Genomic DNA, 14653 nt, shown 5'->3' on the forward strand with positions numbered 1-14653 from the left:
TTATTCACAGGAGTTGACCGCATGTCATCCAACGCCGCCCCGGCCCGTATCGCCATCGTCATGGGTTCCAAAAGTGACTGGGCTACCATGCAGTTCGCCGAGGAAATCCTTAACAGCCTGGATGTCCCGTTCCACGTTGAAGTGGTCTCTGCGCACCGAACGCCAGATAAGCTGTTCAGCTTCGCAGAGCGCGCAGCCGACAACGGTTTTCAGGTGATCATCGCCGGTGCCGGCGGTGCGGCGCACCTGCCAGGTATGCTGGCGGCGAAAACCCTGCTGCCGGTGCTGGGCGTACCGGTACAGAGCGCAGCGCTGAGCGGCGTGGACAGCCTCTACTCCATCGTACAAATGCCGCGCGGGATTCCAGTCGGTACGCTGGCCATCGGTAAAGCCGGTGCCGCCAACGCCGCACTGCTGGCGGCGCAGATCCTGGCGATTCACGATCGCGATCTGGCTGCACGCCTGGCCGCCTGGCGTCAGAGCCAGACCGATGAGGTGCTGAATAATCCGGATCCGCGGGAGGACGCATGAAGCCAGTTTGCGTACTCGGCAACGGTCAGCTGGGCCGCATGCTGCGCCAGGCCGGCGAGCCGCTGGGCATCGCCGTGTATCCGGTGGGGCTGGACGCGGAGCCGTCGGCACTGCCGATCGCGCAAAGCGTAATCACCGCGGAAATCGAGCGCTGGCCGGAAACCGCGCTGACGCGCGAGCTGGCTAACCATCCGGCGTTCGTCAACCGCGATATTTTTCCGCGCCTCGCCGATCGCCTGACGCAAAAGCAGCTGCTCGACCAGCTCAACCTGGCAACCGCGCCGTGGCAGTTACTGGCTGAGAAAAGCGAGTGGCCGGCGGTATTCAGCACGCTGGGCGAGCTGGCGATCGTCAAGCGCCGCACCGGCGGCTACGACGGCCGCGGCCAGTGGCGCCTGCGCGCCGACGAAACCGCAACGCTGCCGGATGAGTGCTACGGCGAGTGCATCGTTGAGCAGGGTATTAACTTCAGCGGTGAAGTCTCGCTGGTGGGCGCGCGCGGGCACGATGGCCGCACGGTGTTTTATCCGCTGACGCACAACCTGCATCAGGACGGCATTCTGCGTACCAGCGTTGCCTTCCCGCAGGCTGATGCCGCGCAACAGCAGCAGGCAGAAGCGATGCTGAGCGCGATCATGCATGAGCTGAAGTACGTGGGCGTGATGGCGATGGAGTGTTTCGTCACACCGCAGGGCTTGCTGATCAATGAGCTGGCACCGCGCGTGCACAACAGTGGCCACTGGACACAGAATGGCGCCTCAATCAGCCAGTTTGAACTGCACCTGCGTGCGGTGCTCGGTCTGCCGCTGCCGCAGCCGGTGGTGTTTGCGCCGTCGGTGATGGTCAACCTGATTGGCACCGACCTCAATACCGACTGGCTGCAGCAGCCGCTGGTGCATCTGCACTGGTACGACAAAGAAGTCCGCGCCGGACGCAAGGTCGGCCACCTGAATCTGACCGACAGCGATCCGGCACGCCTCACCGCCGCACTCAATGCGCTGGTACCGCTGCTGCCTGACGCCTATGCGAGCGGCATTGCATGGGCCGTGGCGAAGCTGTAGTTCTGTGGTGTTCCCCTCACCCTTGCCCTCTCCCACAGGGAGAGGGGATTATACGGTGCGATCTTTAAGTTTGACGCTCACCTGAACGTTCTGAAGTGCAAAATCACGCATACGGGCTCGATCGGCTCCCTCTCCCGTGGGAGAGGGAATCATGCAGTGCGATTTTTCCGTTTGACACTCACCTGAACGTCCTGAAGTGCAGAATCACTCATACGGGCTCGATCGGCCCCCTCTCCCGTGGGAGAGGGCTGGGGTGAGGGCATCAGGCAGCATCAAATCGTCTGAACAGCGCTTTCCCCTTCAGTAAGCGGACACCCAGCCAGCCGCCGCACAGCGACAGCAGCGCCGCGCCACACAGCGGCAGCGCCAGCCACAGCGTCCAGTCCGGCTGCCACGGGAAATCAAAAATCTTGCGCTGAAGCCCCCACAGTGCCGCTTCCGCCCCCAGCGCCGCCGCGATTCCCGCGACCACGCCAAGCAGCGCAAACTCACACCACAGCGTGCCGCGCAGCAGGCGCTGGCTGGCACCGAGCGTGCGATACACCACCAGCTCCTGCCGGCGCTGGCGCATGCCGACCTGGATCTGCGCCAGCAGCAGCAACACACCGCAAACCGTCACCAGGATCACCATGATCTCCAGCGCCTGGCTCACCTGCGCCAGCACCTGTCCAATCTGCTTCAGCATGCTGCCGACATCCAGCAGGCTCAGCGTCGGGAACGCGCGGTTGAGCTGCGCCAGCAGCGCGGGATCGTTCGCCATGCGGAAGCTGGTCAGCCAGGTTTGCGGCTGCTGATCGAGCGCGCCCGGCGGGAAGATAAAGAAGAAGTTTGGCCGCAGGCTCTCCCAGTCGACCTTGCGCAGACTGGTGATCGTCGCGCTGAACTGCTGGGTATCGCCGCTAAAAGTCAGCCTGTCGCCGAGCCTGACGCCCAGACGGTCGGCCAGCTCGACCTCCATCGAGACTTCACCGGCTTTCGGCGGCCAGCTGCCGGCCACCAGCGGATTGTGATCCGGACGCTCCGCCTGCCACGTCAGATTAAGCTCGCGATTCAGCGCGTTATCCATGTTGGGATCGGCCGGCTTGCCGTTCAGCTCAGTGAGCCTTGCCCGCACGATCGGATAGAAGGTTCCGGCGTTAACCTGATGCTGCCGCAGAAACTCGTCTACCTGCGGCACCTGCTGCTGGGTCAGATTGAGCAGAAAATAGTTGGGCGCATCCGCCGGTAATTGCTGCTGCCAGCGATCGAGCAGATCGCCGCGCATCACCAGCAATAATGCCAGCAGCATAAAGGAAAGCGAAAACGCCGCCAGCTGGCTGAGCGTCATGGCTGGCTGACGCAGCAGACGGTTGATCGCCAGGCGCAGCGCCAGATTACGCACCACCAGTCTGCGCAGCAGCAGAAGCGTGCCCCAGCCGAGCAGCGCCAGCAGCAGTGCCAGCATCACCACGCCAGCCAGCAGCGCCCACAGCATTTTGCTGCCGCCCATCAGCAGCGCAAGGAGTGCCACCACCACCAGCGCCATCACCGGCAGATAAATACGCAGCGGCCATAGCGTGGCTACCGCATCACGACGCAGCACGCGCAGCGGCTGTGTGGCCATCAGCAGACGGTATGGACGCAACCCGACCAGCAGCGAGATCACCACCAGCGCGCCAATCGCCCACAGCCACGGCCAGACGCTGACAGCCGGTAAAGCGGCGGGCAGCACCGGTTTAAGCATTATCAGCAGCGCGACTTCAATGCCCTGCCCCAGCGCACTGCCGGCGATGGCCGCCAGCAGCAGCACGGCCAGCCACTGACCGATAATCAGCCGCTGCAGCGATTTACGCGTGGCGCCCAGCGTTTTCAGCACCGCCACCAGATCGTAACGGCTGCGGCAGTAATGACTCATGGCGACCGCCACTGCGGCAATCGCCAGCAGCAGGGTTAACAGCGCCGAGAGCAACAGGAACTGCTGCGCACGCTGCATTGAGCGGCCCAGCGCATCCTCGGAATTCTCCACGCTGATCCAGCGCTCGCCGGCCTGCAATTGCGGCTGAATCCAGCGATCATAGCGCGCCAGCGGTGCCGCCTCGCCGGAGAACTTATAGCGCCAGCTCAGCCGGCTACCGGGCTGGATGGCGCCGGTTTTCTCCACGTCAGCAAGGTTCATCAGCAAACGTGGCGCCGTCTGAAACGGATTAAATCCGCCGTCCGGCTCCTGAATCACTTCGCCGGCAATGCGCAGCGTGGTATCGCCCACGTCAATGCGGTCACCGACCTTAAGGTTAAGCAGCGCCAGCAGACGCGGTGCGGCCAGCACCGTTCCGGCCACCGGACGCAGGCCGGGCGGATCCGTCTGCAGGGAGCCGAACATCGGGTACGCATCATCGACCGCTTTGACATCGGCCAGCTGCGGCGTCTCCTGCGCAAAGGTCATGGTCATAAAGCTGAGCTGCCGGCTGACCGCCAGCCCCTCTTCGCGCGCTTTGTCCAGCCACGCATCCGGTGCCGGTTTACTGCTGCGCAGCGTGCGGTCGCCCGCCATAAAGTCACGGCTCTGCTGGCTGAGCCCTTTCTCCATGCGATCGCTGATGGAGCCCAGCGCCAGCACGCAGGCCACTGCCAGCGTCAGCGCCAGCCAGACAATCAGCAGCGAGGGCGAACGCCACTCGCGCCAGAACCAGCGCCAGATCATGCTTCCTCCCACAGCTTGCCGTCGCGCAGCCGCAGGCGACGATCGCAGCGTGCCGCCAGCTGCTCATCGTGCGTCACCAGAATCAGCGTGGTAGCGAAATCGCGATTGAGCGAAAACAGCAGATCGGCGATGCGATCGCCGGTTTTGCGATCGAGGTTACCGGTCGGCTCATCGGCAAACAGCAGGCCGGGACGGCCGCTGAAGGCGCGCGCCAGCGCCACGCGCTGCTGTTCGCCGCCGGAGAGCTGGGCCGGCAGATGGTGCAGACGATCTTTCAGTCCGAGCTGCGTCAGTAATTCAGTGGCCTGCGCGCGACTGTCGCGATCGCTGTCTCCGCGCAGCAGTGCCGGAAGCTGGACGTTCTCCAGCGCGTTGAGCGTGGGCACCAGCATAAAGGACTGAAACACAAAGCCGACCTCACGCGCACGTAACGCGGCGCGCTGCTCTTCGTTCATCTGGTGCAGCGGCTGGCCCAGCAGATGCACTTCGCCGCTGCTGCCATCATCCAGTCCGGCGAGAATCCCCAGCAGGGTAGATTTCCCGGATCCCGACTCGCCGATCAGCGCCAGCGTCTCGGCTGGTTTGACAACCAGCTCAACTCCGGTAAGGATGGTCAGCTGATGCTCTCCCTGACCGACGGACTTAGTAAGATGATGAACTGCAACAATGTTTTCCGCTGGCATTATTCCTTCCTGTTGTTATTGCTGCTGCTGGTGTCGCGCATCGCCGCCGCCGATACCCTGCTGATTCTCGGCGATAGCCTGAGTGCCGGCTATCGCATGTCTGCCACTGCCGCCTGGCCGAGCCTGCTCGACAAAACCTGGCAACAGCAGCCCAAAGTGGTTAACGCCAGCATCAGCGGTGATACCGCCGGTCAGGGGCTGGCGCGGTTGCCGGGCCTATTAAAACAGCATCAGCCGCAGTGGGTGTTAATCGAATTGGGCGGTAACGATGGGCTGCGCGGCTTCCCGCCGCAAAACATCGCGCAGGATCTGAGTAAAATTATCGATCAGGTCAAAGCCGCTAACGCCCAGCCGCTGCTGATGCAAATTCGTCTGCCGGCTAATTATGGCCGACGCTACACCGACGCGTTCAGCGCGCTCTATCCGCGCCTCGCGCAGCAGTATCATATTCCGCTGGTACCGTTCTTTATGGAGCAGGTTTATCTGAAGCCGGAGTGGATGCAGCAGGACGGTATTCACCCCAATCCGGATGCGCAGCCGTTTATCGCCAACCTGATGGCTGAACAACTGGCTCCGCTAGTTAAGCATGATTAACGCCGCGACGAGCCCAATGACAGGTAAAGATATGCAAAAGTCTGTATTAATTACCGGCTGCTCCAGCGGCATCGGTCTGGTGGCGGCCAACGATCTGCTGGCGCGCGGCTATCGCGTGCTGGCCGCCTGTCGCCGTGCTGACGATGTGGCGCGCATGGATGAGCTCGGCTTCACCGGCATCCTGCTGGATCTTGACGATCCGGCCAGTGTGGATGCCGCCGCCGATCGCGTGCTGGCCCTCACCGATCACTGCCTGCACGGGCTGTTCAATAACGGCGGCTTCGGCCAGTACGGTCCGCTGACCAGCGTGTCGCGTCAGCAGCTGGAGCAGCAATTCTCCACCAACTTTTTCGGCACCCACCAGCTGACGCTGCGCCTGTTGCCGGCGCTGCAAAATAGCGGCGACGGGCGGATTATCAACACCAGCTCGGTGCTCGGCCTGATTTCCACGCCGGGCCGCGGCGCTTATGCCGCCAGTAAATGGGCGCTGGAGGCGTGGAGCGATGCGCTGCGCATGGAAGTACGCCCCAGCGGCGTGCGCGTCAGCCTGATTGAGCCGGGCCCGATTACCACCCGGTTTACCGAAAACGTGCAGCAGGGCGAACGCGATAAGCCCGTGCGCAACCCCGGTATCGCCGCACGCTTTAGCCTGCCGCCGGAAGCGATTCTGCCGAAACTGCGGCATGCGCTGGAGAGTAAACATCCGCGCCTGCGCTATCCGGTGACGCTGGTCGCCTGGGCGATGAGTCTGCTCAAGCGACTGCTGCCGGGCTGGATGCTGGATCGCATTTTACGCAGTAACTAAACTGCAAGCCGGAATTGAACTTGAAGCCGGGGCGTTTGCCCCCATATCCTCAACACACTTTCTGCCAAGAGACGTATTCATGTCACACGCTTTGATTATCGACATCAACGAATCCAACCTGCAGCAGACGCTGGAGCAATCAATGCAGCTGCCGGTACTGTTCTACTTCTGGTCGGAGCGCAGCCAGCACTGCCAGCAGCTGACGCCGGTGCTGGAGCGTCTGGCACAGGAGTACGCCGGCCAGTTTATTCTGGCGAAGCTGGATTGCGATAAAGAGCAGCTGGTGGCATCGCAGTTTGGTCTGCGCTCTCTGCCGACCGTTTACCTGTTCCAGAACGGCCAGCCGGTCGATGGCTTCCAGGGCCCGCAGCCGGAAGAGGCGATCCGCGCGCTGCTGGAGAAAGTCCTGCCGCGTGAAGAGGAGTTAAAGGCGCAGCAGGCGATGCAGCTGATGCAGGAAGGCAAGCCGCTGGATGCGCTACCGCTGCTGAAAGACGCCTGGCAGCTGAGCAATCAGAACAGTGAAATCGGTTTTCTGCTGGCAGAAGTCCTGATCACCCTGAACCGCAGCGAAGAAGCCGAAGCGGTGCTGGCTGTGGTGCCGTTGCAGGATCAGGATACGCGCTATCAGAGCCTGATTTCGCAAATCGACCTGCTGAAACAGGCCGCCGACACGCCGGAGATCCAGCAGCTGCAGGAGCAGATGGCAAGCGAACCGGACAACGCCGGTCTGGCTGCTAAACTTGCGTTACAGCTGCATCAGGTGGGCCGCAATGAAGAAGCGCTGGAGCTGTTGTTAGGTTTTCTGAAGCGCGATCTCAGCGCCGGTGACGGCGAAGTGCGCAAAATGTTCCAGGAGATTCTGGCGGCCCTCGGCACCGGCGATGCCCTCGCCTCGCGCTATCGTCGCCAGCTCTACTCGCTGCTGTACTGACCGGTACCGCGAGGTAAACGGGCCGAAGCGACTCGGCCCGACAATCTGACAGCCAGGAGGTTATATGTTAACAGTGATTCCCGTCATCATCGTGCTCGCGCTGGTTACCGTGTGGGCCGGTGTCAAAATTGTGCCACAGGGCTACCAGTGGACGGTGGAGCGCTTTGGCCGCTACACCAAAACGTTGCCGCCCGGTCTGAATTTAGTCGTGCCGTTCATGGATCGTATTGGTCGCCGGATCAATATGATGGAGCAGGTCCTCGATATTCCCTCGCAGGAGATCATCTCCAAAGATAACGCCAACGTCACCATCGACGCAGTGTGCTTTATTCAGGTGGTGGATTCGGCGCGCGCCGCTTATGAAGTCAGCAATCTTGAGCTGGCCATCATCAACCTCACCATGACCAATATCCGCACCGTGCTCGGCGGTATGGAGCTGGATGAGATGCTGTCGCAGCGCGATAACATTAATACCCGCCTGCTGCACATTGTTGATGAAGCGACCAATCCGTGGGGGGTAAAAATCACCCGTATTGAAATCCGCGACGTGCGCCCGCCGCAGGAACTGATAGCGGCCATGAACGCGCAGATGAAAGCCGAGCGTACCAAACGCGCCGATATCCTCGCCGCCGAAGGCGTACGCCAGGCGGCCATCCTGCGCGCCGAGGGCGATAAGCAGTCGCAAATCCTTAAAGCGGAAGGCGAACGTACCTCCGCCTTTTTGCAGGCGGAAGCGCGCGAGCGTCAGGCCGAAGCCGAGGCCAACGCCACGCGGATGGTGTCAGAAGCTATCTCTGCCGGAGATATTCAGGCGATTAACTACTTCGTGGCCCAGAAATACACCGATGCCCTGCAAAAAATTGGCGAAGCGAATAACAGTAAAGTGGTGATGATGCCGCTCGACGCCAGCAGCCTGCTCGGCTCGGTGGCCGGTATCAGCGAGCTGCTGAAAGAGAGCCGTCAGGAGCGCAAACCGTGATGCTGATGGAGCTGATTGCGCATCCGCACTGGTTCTGGCTCACGCTGGGCGGTTTACTGCTGGCAGCGGAGATGCTCGGCACCAGCGGTTACCTGCTGTGGAGCGGTGTGGCGGCGGTGCTGGTCGGGATCATTGAGTGGCTGTTTCCGTTCTCGTGGACCAGCCAGGGCATGTTGTTCGCCGCTCTAACGCTGCTGTGCGTGTTTTTCTGGTATCGCTGGATGCGCTTTCGCGAAAGTGCGCAGCAGCCGAATACACTTAATCAGCGCGGCAGCCAGCTGATTGGCCAGCACCTGACGTTAGACAGCGCGCTAAAAGACGGCGTCGGTCATGTGCGCATTGGTGACAGCAGCTGGCGCGTGCAGGCGCAGGAAGATTTGCCGGCGGGCACGCCGGTGCTCGTGACCGGCGTGTCAGGCATCACGCTGCTGATTCAGCCGCGTTTGCCGCCCTCCTGATGACCGCAGCCCGCCAGGTGATTGATGATGGGACATTCGGCACCGTCATCGCCCGGGCAGGCTGCAGCCAGTTCCAGCAGACGCGCGCGCATCGCGTGCAGCTCTTCAATGTGCGCCGCGATCTCATCCGCCTTTTGCAGGGTGCGCGCTTTAACATCGGCACTGTGGCGCGCCGGGTTATTAAACAGCGCGACCAGTTCGCGGCACTCCTCGAGCGTGAAGCCCACCTGCCGCGCCTGGCGCAGAAAATTGAGCTCATCCAGGTGGTGCGCGCCATAACTGCGATAGCCGTTGTCACTGCGTAACGGCGGCGTAACCACCCCTTTCTGTTCGTAAAAACGAATCGCTTTGCTGGTCAGCCCGGTTTTTTTTGCTACATCGCTGATGTTCATCTCTGCCCCTTGACCTTCCCCTGAATGGAAGGTTTAGGCTTTATAACTAATGCAAACCTTGCAGCGAGTCAAACCTGATAAACGAGGAGTTGATGATGTCACACACACAATTACTGGCTCTGGACGGCTTGTCCTGTGGCCACTGTGTTAAACGCGTTAAAGAGGCGCTGGAGCAGCGCAGCGATGTGGAACAGGCCGAGGTAACGCAGCAGGAAGCGCGCGTCACCGGCGCAGCCAGCGCCAGCGATCTGATTGCCACCGTTGAGCAGGCTGGTTATCACGCCACGCTGAAAAATGAGGCGTCCAGCCCAAAGCCTGATCCGTTGCCAGCTCAGGAGCCGCAGCCGGAGGCGCTGACAACGGAGTCGCAGCCGGCAGAAGAGAATCTTGCGGTGCACCATCTGCTGATAGGCGGGATGAGCTGCGCCAGCTGTGTCAGCCGCGTCGAGCAGGCGTTACAGAAAGTGCCCGGCGTGAGCCAGGCGCGCGTCAATCTGGGTGAGCGCAGCGCGCTGGTGCTGGGCGATGCCGTACCCTCAGCGCTGGTCAGCGCCGTAGACGAGGCAGGTTATTCTGCGGAAGTGATCGAAGATGAACAAACCCGGCGCGAGCGCCAGCAGGTCAGCGCACAGCAGGCGATGCGCCGCTTTAGCTGGCAGGCGGCGCTGGCGCTGATCGTCGGCGTGCCGATGATGGTTTGGGGCATGCTCGGCGATCACATGATGCTGAACGACAGCAATCAGACGCTCTGGCGCGTGCTCGGTGCCGTCACGCTGGCGGTGATGGCGCTTGCCGGCGGCCACTTCTATCGCAGCGCGTGGCGCAGCCTGCGTCATGCTACCGCCACCATGGACACGCTGGTGGCGCTCGGTACCGGTGCGGCCTGGATCTACTCGATGAGCGTCGCGCTATGGCCGGCATTTTTCCCGCCGCAGGCGCGCCATCTTTATTTTGAAGCCAGCGTGATGATCATCGGCCTGATTAACCTCGGCCATGCGCTGGAACAGCGCGCGCGCCAGCGCGCCTCACAGGCGCTGGAGCGGCTGCTGGATTTAACTCCGGCGCAGGCCTGCGTGATCACCGCCGAAGGGGAAAAGCCGCTGCCGCTCAGTGAAATCACACCGGGCATGACGCTGAAACTGGTGACCGGCGATCGCGTACCGGTGGACGGCGAAGTCAGCCGCGGCGAAGCCTGGCTTGACGAAGCAATGCTCACCGGCGAAGCGCTGCCGCAGTCGCGCCGTCCTGGCGATAAGATTTATGCCGGGACGCTGGTGCAGGACGGATCGCTACAGTTCACCGCCCGCGCCACCGGCAGCCATACCACGCTGGCCCGAATTATCAATCTGGTGCGTCAGGCGCAGAGCAGCAAGCCGGAAATGGGCCGGCTGGCCGATCGCATCTCGGCGGTGTTTGTGCCGGTGGTGGTGGCGATTGCCCTGCTCAGCGGAGCGGTCTGGTATGTTGTCGGACCGCAGCCGCAGCTGGCCTATACGCTGGTGATTGTCACCACGGTGCTGATTATCGCCTGTCCGTGTGCGCTGGGCTTAGCCACGCCGATGTCGGTGATCGCGGGCGTCGGCCGCGCTGCCGAGCTGGGCGTGCTGGTGCGCGATGCCGATGCGCTGCAGCGGGCCAGTGAAGTCGACACCATTGTGTTTGATAAAACCGGCACCCTGACCCAGGGCACGCCGCAGGTCAGCGAGGTGCTGCTGTACAGCGACTGGGATCGTCAGCAGGTATTGCAGGCTGCCGCCCAGCTGGAGCTGGGATCGGGGCATCCGCTGGCGAAGGCCATCGTCGCCGCCGCACCTACCGTCAGTGACGCCCGCGTTGCGCAATTTCGTACAATACGTGGCAAAGGCGTGAGTGCTACTGTCGCTGACAGAACGCTGCTGCTGGGCAATGCGGCGCTGCTGGAAGAGCAGCACATTGACCTGCGCGCCGCACAGCAGGATATCGCGCGACTTGCTGCGCAGGGCGCCACGCCGGTGCTGCTGGCGGATCAGCAGCAGCTGCTGGGCCTGATCGCCCTGCGTGACCAGCTGCGTCCGGAGAGCCGTGCGGCGCTACAGCGGCTGCATCAACTGGGCTACCGTCTGATCATGCTGACCGGTGACCATCAGACCACTGCCGAAGCTATCGCTGCCGAAGCGGGTATCGATGAGGTGATCGCCGGCGTGCTGCCGGACGGTAAAGCGCAGGCGATTGCGCAGCTGCAACAGCAGGGGCGCAGCGTGGTGATGGTGGGCGACGGCATCAACGACGCCCCGGCGCTGGCGCAGGCGGATGTGGGGATCGCCATGGGCGGCGGCAGCGATGTGGCGGTTGAAACCGCGGCGATGGCGCTGATGCGCAACGATCTGCACTGCGTGGCCGACGCGCTGGCGATGGCCAACGCCACGCTGCGCAATATGCGGCAGAATCTGCTAGGTGCCTTTGTCTATAACAGCCTGGGCATTCCGATTGCTGCCGGCGTACTCTATCCGTTTACCGGCGTGCTGCTCAGCCCCATCGTCGCCGGTGCCGCCATGGCGCTGTCGTCGATCACCGTGGTGAGCAATGCTAACCGTTTGCTGCGCTTTAAACCGGCGCAGCGGCAATAGCAACCTCTGCCCTGTCTTTCGCTGAGCGAAATCGCTAGCATGGATTTTTGACTTAAAAAGGACACGGCATGAGACGCAGTGTGTGGCACCGCCTGCAACAGCTGGCCAGCAGCCTGTTCCCCGCCAGCTACAGCTGGCCCGCCATGGATATCAGACTCGGAGACCGCCGTCTGCATCTGGCTGGCAGTATTCATATGGGCACGCGCGATATGCAACCGCTGCCGGCCGGCTTGCTGCGCCAGCTGGAGAAAGCCGATGCGCTGGTGGTAGAGGCGGATATTACCCGCGGCAGTTCACCGTTTAGTGAGGGTGAAGCATATCCGCCGCTGGCAACGCGGCTGACGCCAGAGACGCTGCAGCAGCTGACGGCGCTGTGCGATGAGCTGTCACTGAACATCGCGCTGTTTGATAGCCTGCCGTTCTGGCAAATTGCGCTGATGCTGCAGGCGCAGCAGGCGCAGCGGCTGGGGCTGCGACCGCAGTACGGTATTGACTATCAGCTGCTGCAGGCAGCGCAGGCGGCAGGAAAACGCATTATTGAGCTGGAAGGGCCGGAAACGCAGATCGCGTTGCTGAAATCACTACCGCAGGATGGCCTGGCGCTGCTGCTGGATACGCTGGAACACTGGCACACCAACGCGCGACTGCTGCAAACCATGATCAGCTGGTGGCTGGATGCGCCGCCCGCCAGTCAGCCGGTGGCGCTGCCGACTACGTTCAGCAGTGAACTGAACGATACTCTGATGCGCAACCGTAATCAGCACTGGCGCGAGCTGCTGCTGGCGTTGCCGCGCGGGCGCTATGTGGTGGCGGTCGGTGCACTGCATCTCTACGGCGAAGACAATTTGCCGCAGCTGCTGAAGGCATAAAAAAAGAAGGCCAATATTGCTATCGGCCCGTCAAAGAGGAATTTGTTTATGATTTTGGTTATCGCCAGGGTGACTGGCGCCGGCCAATTTTCGCGCAAAGTTCAGATTTTCGCCAGTACTTTCACGCAAACCGAGATAAGAATTTTCGTAGCAAGGATTGAATATGACACCCGCCGTAAAACTGCTGGAAAAACAACAGGTCGCTTTTACCCTGCATCCCTACGAGCATGACAGCCATGAAACCCACTTCGGTGACGAGGCGGTGCGCAAGCTCAACCTGGATGCGCGCCAGGTGTTTAAAACCCTGCTGGTGGCGCTTAACGGTGATGGCAAAGCGCTGGCAGTGGCGGTGACGCCAGTCTCCTCACAGCTGGATTTGAAAAAAGTCGCCAAAGCGCTGGGGGCGAAAAAAGCCGACATGGCCGATCCGCAACTGGCGCAGCGCGTCACCGGCTATCTGGTGGGTGGCATCAGTCCGCTGGGGCAGAAAAAGCGGCTGCCGACGGTGATCGATCAGCAGGCCAGCGAATTCCCGACCATCTTTATTTCCGGCGGCAAGCGCGGGCTGGATATCGAACTGGCCGCGCAGGATCTGGCACGGCTGCTGGATGCCACGCTGGCTGACGTGGCGCGCCGCGATTAATCAGGCTGCTGCGCGCACAGTTGGTCGATCATCCAGCGCCCGGCCGGGCCCGGCGGATTGCGCCGCGACCAGATAACATCCACCGCAATATGCTGCGGCCAGCCCGGCACCGGCAGCTCACGCAAGACCTGATGACCAAACTGCTGCACCAGCCAGCGCGGCAGTACGCTCCAGCCAAACCCCTGCTCCGCCATCTCCAGCAACAACAGATAAGTTGGGGCCGACCAGGTGCGGCCGGCTGGCAGCGGCTGGCGGGTTTCCACCCAGGTATTGAGCCGCAGCTGACGCAATTCGCCCAGCTGCGCCTCGCTCACCTGCGAACGGGCTGCCAGCGGGTGATCCTGATGCAGGAAAATCGCCATTTGCGCTTCAACCTGCAGTCGCGCCACCGCCAGATCCGGCGGCAAACGCGGCTGCGCGCGCACCACGCCAAGGTGTACGCGCCCGGCCTGCAGTAAATCCAGCACATCCTCATCTTCTGCAATCATGCATTCGAACTCGATATCCGGATAGCGTGCCTCAAAGCGCGTCAGCAGATTTTCATGGTGATCGGCCTGCCAGAAGTCGGAAATGGCCAGGCTGAGGCGCGGCTCAACGCCCTGCGACAGCCGCACCGCCAGTTCATCCAGCCGCTGGCTGGCAGCAAGAATTTGCTGCACCTGCGCCAGCGCGCGCTGGCCCTGAGCGGTCAGCACCGGCTGGCGTCCGCTGCGATCAAACAGCGCAAAGCCTAAGTCATCTTCGAGATTGGCCACCGCGCTACTGATGGTGGACTGACTTTTTGCCAGCGCACGCGCCGCTGCGGAAAACGAGCCGCTGGCGACGGTCTGGACAAATGCCTCAAGGGATTCTGGTGAGTACTTCATGCTGAACCATCGCTTTTATCGATAGGTAATCATTTTATCTTAGCATTGTGCAGTGAGAAAATGCGTGGCGTTACTCAAAAGGAGGTTTATATGCGTACCCGTTCACTGAAAGAACGTTTTTGTCATGCCGCAGGCTTTGAAGGGTTAGCGATCGTCACGGTTGCGCCGCTGGCCGCCTGGGTCATGGATAAACCGCTGTTTCAGATGGGCGCGCTGGCGATTATGCTGTCGACCGTCGCCATGCTGTGGAACATCATTTATAACAGCGGCTTTGACCGTCTCTGCCCGCCGCAGCGCCAGCGCGGTCTCGGCCTGCGCGCGCTGCATGCGCTCGGCTTTGAGGGCGGCTTTATCCTCATCGGCCTGCCGATTGCCGCGTGGATGTTGCATATTTCGCTGCTGGACGCTTTCCTGCTGGAAGTGGCGTTCTTTCTGTTCTTTCTGCCCTACACCATGGCTTACAACTGGGCATGGGATAAACTGCGCCAGCGCTGGGTGAGCCAGAAATCCTGCCGCGCCTGAAAAACCACGGGCGGCTGAAGTGCCGCCCGT

The 14653-nt window shown here is 61.8% G+C and carries 15 protein-coding genes; 11 read left to right on the top strand and 4 right to left on the bottom strand.

Annotation, left to right across the window (positions count from 1 at the left end):
- The first annotated feature begins 21 nt into the window (after window positions 1–21).
- Together purE and purK are read left to right on the top strand one after the other, a co-directional pair.
- Window positions 22–531: a 5-(carboxyamino)imidazole ribonucleotide mutase gene (gene purE / locus AC6I79_RS14035; RefSeq protein WP_021508633.1), complete on the top strand. Its 510-nt coding sequence runs from the start codon at window positions 22–24 to the stop codon at window positions 529–531.
- Window positions 528–1592 carry a 5-(carboxyamino)imidazole ribonucleotide synthase gene (gene purK, locus AC6I79_RS14040; protein WP_021508634.1) on the top strand — a complete coding sequence of 355 codons (1065 nt, stop codon included), beginning with the start codon at window positions 528–530 and terminating at the stop codon, window positions 1590–1592. Before purE ends, purK begins: the two co-directional genes overlap by 4 nt.
- Window positions 1593–1854: 262 nt before the next feature.
- On the opposite strand, the gene ybbP is transcribed toward purK, so the two are convergent.
- Together ybbP and ybbA are read right to left on the bottom strand one after the other, a co-directional pair.
- Window positions 1855–4272 carry a putative ABC transporter permease subunit YbbP gene (gene ybbP / locus AC6I79_RS14045; RefSeq protein WP_498027338.1) on the bottom strand — a complete coding sequence of 806 codons (2418 nt, stop codon included), beginning with the start codon at window positions 4270–4272 and terminating at the stop codon, window positions 1855–1857.
- Complete coding sequence (ybbA, locus tag AC6I79_RS14050) at window positions 4269–4955, bottom strand: putative ABC transporter ATP-binding protein YbbA (RefSeq protein WP_021508636.1); 687 nt, start codon at window positions 4953–4955, stop codon at window positions 4269–4271. The genes ybbP and ybbA overlap by 4 nt, the downstream gene beginning before the upstream one ends.
- On the opposite strand from ybbA, the gene tesA reads away from it, so the two are divergent.
- From tesA to AC6I79_RS14075, 5 genes are all read left to right on the top strand, one after another.
- A complete protein-coding gene (gene tesA / locus AC6I79_RS14055) occupies window positions 4923–5549 on the top strand; it encodes a multifunctional acyl-CoA thioesterase I/protease I/lysophospholipase L1 (protein ID WP_021508637.1) in 627 nt (208 codons plus the stop codon). The genes ybbA and tesA overlap by 33 nt on opposite strands.
- A gap of 31 nt (window positions 5550–5580) precedes the next feature.
- Window positions 5581–6354, top strand: a complete 774-nt coding sequence (locus tag AC6I79_RS14060) for an SDR family oxidoreductase (RefSeq protein ID WP_058781232.1) — start codon at window positions 5581–5583, stop codon at window positions 6352–6354.
- A gap of 79 nt (window positions 6355–6433) precedes the next feature.
- Complete coding sequence (locus tag AC6I79_RS14065) at window positions 6434–7288, top strand: thioredoxin family protein (protein ID WP_021508639.1); 855 nt, start codon at window positions 6434–6436, stop codon at window positions 7286–7288.
- Between the two features lie 64 nt (window positions 7289–7352).
- Window positions 7353–8267, top strand: coding sequence for an SPFH domain-containing protein (locus tag AC6I79_RS14070; protein ID WP_021508640.1), 915 nt, complete (start codon window positions 7353–7355; stop codon window positions 8265–8267).
- Entirely contained in the window at window positions 8267–8725 is a 459-nt protein-coding gene (locus AC6I79_RS14075) for an NfeD family protein (protein ID WP_348879046.1), read from the top strand. Before AC6I79_RS14070 ends, AC6I79_RS14075 begins: the two co-directional genes overlap by 1 nt.
- Here AC6I79_RS14075 and cueR read toward each other — a convergent pair.
- On the bottom strand, window positions 8701–9117 hold the full coding sequence (cueR, locus tag AC6I79_RS14080) for a Cu(I)-responsive transcriptional regulator (protein WP_021508642.1): 417 nt from the start codon (window positions 9115–9117) through the stop codon (window positions 8701–8703). The two genes, AC6I79_RS14075 and cueR, sit on opposite strands and share 25 nt — an antisense overlap.
- Before the next feature lie 95 nt (window positions 9118–9212).
- Between cueR and copA the strand changes: the two genes are divergently transcribed.
- The 3 genes from copA (at window position 9213) to ybaK (ending at window position 13235) form a co-directional block, all read left to right on the top strand.
- Window positions 9213–11723, top strand: coding sequence for a copper-exporting P-type ATPase CopA (gene copA / locus AC6I79_RS14085; RefSeq protein WP_498027743.1), 2511 nt, complete (start codon window positions 9213–9215; stop codon window positions 11721–11723).
- A 68-nt stretch (window positions 11724–11791) separates the two neighbouring features.
- A complete protein-coding gene (locus AC6I79_RS14090; protein WP_498027339.1) occupies window positions 11792–12592 on the top strand; it encodes a TraB/GumN family protein in 801 nt (266 codons plus the stop codon).
- Between the two features lie 163 nt (window positions 12593–12755).
- Window positions 12756–13235, top strand: a complete 480-nt coding sequence (gene ybaK, locus AC6I79_RS14095) for a Cys-tRNA(Pro)/Cys-tRNA(Cys) deacylase YbaK (protein ID WP_021508645.1) — start codon at window positions 12756–12758, stop codon at window positions 13233–13235.
- Here ybaK and AC6I79_RS14100 read toward each other — a convergent pair.
- Window positions 13232–14101 (bottom strand): LysR family transcriptional regulator, encoded by an 870-nt coding sequence (locus AC6I79_RS14100; RefSeq protein ID WP_021508646.1) that lies wholly within the window; start codon window positions 14099–14101, stop codon window positions 13232–13234. The genes ybaK and AC6I79_RS14100 overlap by 4 nt on opposite strands.
- A 90-nt stretch (window positions 14102–14191) precedes the next feature.
- On the opposite strand from AC6I79_RS14100, the gene AC6I79_RS14105 reads away from it, so the two are divergent.
- Complete coding sequence (locus tag AC6I79_RS14105; protein ID WP_021508647.1) at window positions 14192–14623, top strand: multidrug/biocide efflux PACE transporter; 432 nt, start codon at window positions 14192–14194, stop codon at window positions 14621–14623.
- The last annotated feature ends 30 nt before the right edge of the window (window positions 14624–14653 follow it).

It is taken from the genome of gamma proteobacterium symbiont of Scutellera amethystina (genome assembly GCF_059730845.1).

What these genes read in the sequence shown, in the direction of transcription:
- purE (WP_021508633.1), top strand. Translation starts at nt 22, where the DNA reads ATGTCATCCAACGCCGCCCCGGCCCGTATCGCCATCGTCATGGGTTCC.
- purK (WP_021508634.1), top strand. Translation starts at nt 528, where the DNA reads ATGAAGCCAGTTTGCGTACTCGGCAACGGTCAGCTGGGCCGCATGCTG.
- ybbP (WP_498027338.1), bottom strand. Translation starts at nt 4,272, where the DNA reads ATGATCTGGCGCTGGTTCTGGCGCGAGTGGCGTTCGCCCTCGCTGCTG.
- tesA (WP_021508637.1), top strand. Translation starts at nt 4,923, where the DNA reads ATGATGAACTGCAACAATGTTTTCCGCTGGCATTATTCCTTCCTGTTG.
- ybbA (WP_021508636.1), bottom strand. Translation starts at nt 4,955, where the DNA reads ATGCCAGCGGAAAACATTGTTGCAGTTCATCATCTTACTAAGTCCGTC.
- AC6I79_RS14060 (WP_058781232.1), top strand. Translation starts at nt 5,581, where the DNA reads ATGCAAAAGTCTGTATTAATTACCGGCTGCTCCAGCGGCATCGGTCTG.
- AC6I79_RS14065 (WP_021508639.1), top strand. Translation starts at nt 6,434, where the DNA reads ATGTCACACGCTTTGATTATCGACATCAACGAATCCAACCTGCAGCAG.
- AC6I79_RS14070 (WP_021508640.1), top strand. Translation starts at nt 7,353, where the DNA reads ATGTTAACAGTGATTCCCGTCATCATCGTGCTCGCGCTGGTTACCGTG.
- AC6I79_RS14075 (WP_348879046.1), top strand. Translation starts at nt 8,267, where the DNA reads ATGCTGATGGAGCTGATTGCGCATCCGCACTGGTTCTGGCTCACGCTG.
- cueR (WP_021508642.1), bottom strand. Translation starts at nt 9,117, where the DNA reads ATGAACATCAGCGATGTAGCAAAAAAAACCGGGCTGACCAGCAAAGCG.
- copA (WP_498027743.1), top strand. Translation starts at nt 9,213, where the DNA reads ATGTCACACACACAATTACTGGCTCTGGACGGCTTGTCCTGTGGCCAC.
- AC6I79_RS14090 (WP_498027339.1), top strand. Translation starts at nt 11,792, where the DNA reads ATGAGACGCAGTGTGTGGCACCGCCTGCAACAGCTGGCCAGCAGCCTG.
- ybaK (WP_021508645.1), top strand. Translation starts at nt 12,756, where the DNA reads ATGACACCCGCCGTAAAACTGCTGGAAAAACAACAGGTCGCTTTTACC.
- AC6I79_RS14100 (WP_021508646.1), bottom strand. Translation starts at nt 14,101, where the DNA reads ATGAAGTACTCACCAGAATCCCTTGAGGCATTTGTCCAGACCGTCGCC.
- AC6I79_RS14105 (WP_021508647.1), top strand. Translation starts at nt 14,192, where the DNA reads ATGCGTACCCGTTCACTGAAAGAACGTTTTTGTCATGCCGCAGGCTTT.